The organism is Rossellomorea vietnamensis NBRC 101237 (assembly GCF_001591825.1).
GTDB lineage: Bacteria > Bacillota > Bacilli > Bacillales > Bacillaceae_B > Rossellomorea > Rossellomorea vietnamensis.
Genome location: NZ_BCVQ01000114.1, coordinates 1 through 558 on the forward strand (window position 1 = coordinate 1; position 558 = coordinate 558).

The following is a 558-nucleotide window of genomic DNA, read 5'->3' on the forward strand; positions in this document are numbered from 1 at the left end:
ATATGTCTTTGAAACCTTTTGGTGCGGCCGAGAGGACTTGAACCTCCACGGGGTCGCCCCCACTAGGCCCTCAACCTAGCGCGTCTGCCATTCCGCCACGACCGCGTTTTAAAGCGACAAACACTATTATAACTGAGGTGTTTCTATTTTGTCAATAACTTTTTAAAAGGTTTTTAAAAGTGCGGGTGAAGGGACTTGAACCCCCACGCCTTGCGGCGCCAGATCCTAAGTCTGGTGCGTCTGCCAATTCCGCCACACCCGCATGTATTCCGTTTTCCACATTGGTGAAAAACAATTGTAAGATATTTTGCTTGGGCAAAAATCTTTGGTGAGCCATGAAGGATTCGAACCTTCGACCCTCTGATTAAAAGTCAGATGCTCTACCAACTGAGCTAATGGCTCGCTATGGCTGGGCTAGCTGGATTCGAACCAACGCATGTCGCAGTCAAAGTGCGATGCCTTACCGCTTGGCTATAGCCCAATACTTTTTCAAAAAGTGACGAGGTTTTAATATTAACATGTCCACCTCGTTAAAGTCAATTACTTTTTTAAAAATAA

At 45.7% G+C, this 558-nt stretch carries 4 tRNA genes; all 4 read right to left on the minus strand.

The window, feature by feature from the left end:
• Nucleotides 1-19: 19 nt before the first annotated feature.
• A tRNA-Leu gene (locus tag BVI01S_RS21880) sits at nucleotides 20-105 on the minus strand.
• Nucleotides 106-180: 75 nt separating this feature from the next.
• Nucleotides 181-262, minus strand: a tRNA-Leu gene (locus BVI01S_RS21885).
• A gap of 64 nt (nucleotides 263-326) precedes the next feature.
• A tRNA-Lys gene (locus BVI01S_RS21890) sits at nucleotides 327-402 on the minus strand.
• 4 nt (nucleotides 403-406) lie between these two features.
• Nucleotides 407-481, minus strand: a tRNA-Gln gene (locus BVI01S_RS21895).
• Nucleotides 482-558 lie beyond the last annotated feature (77 nt).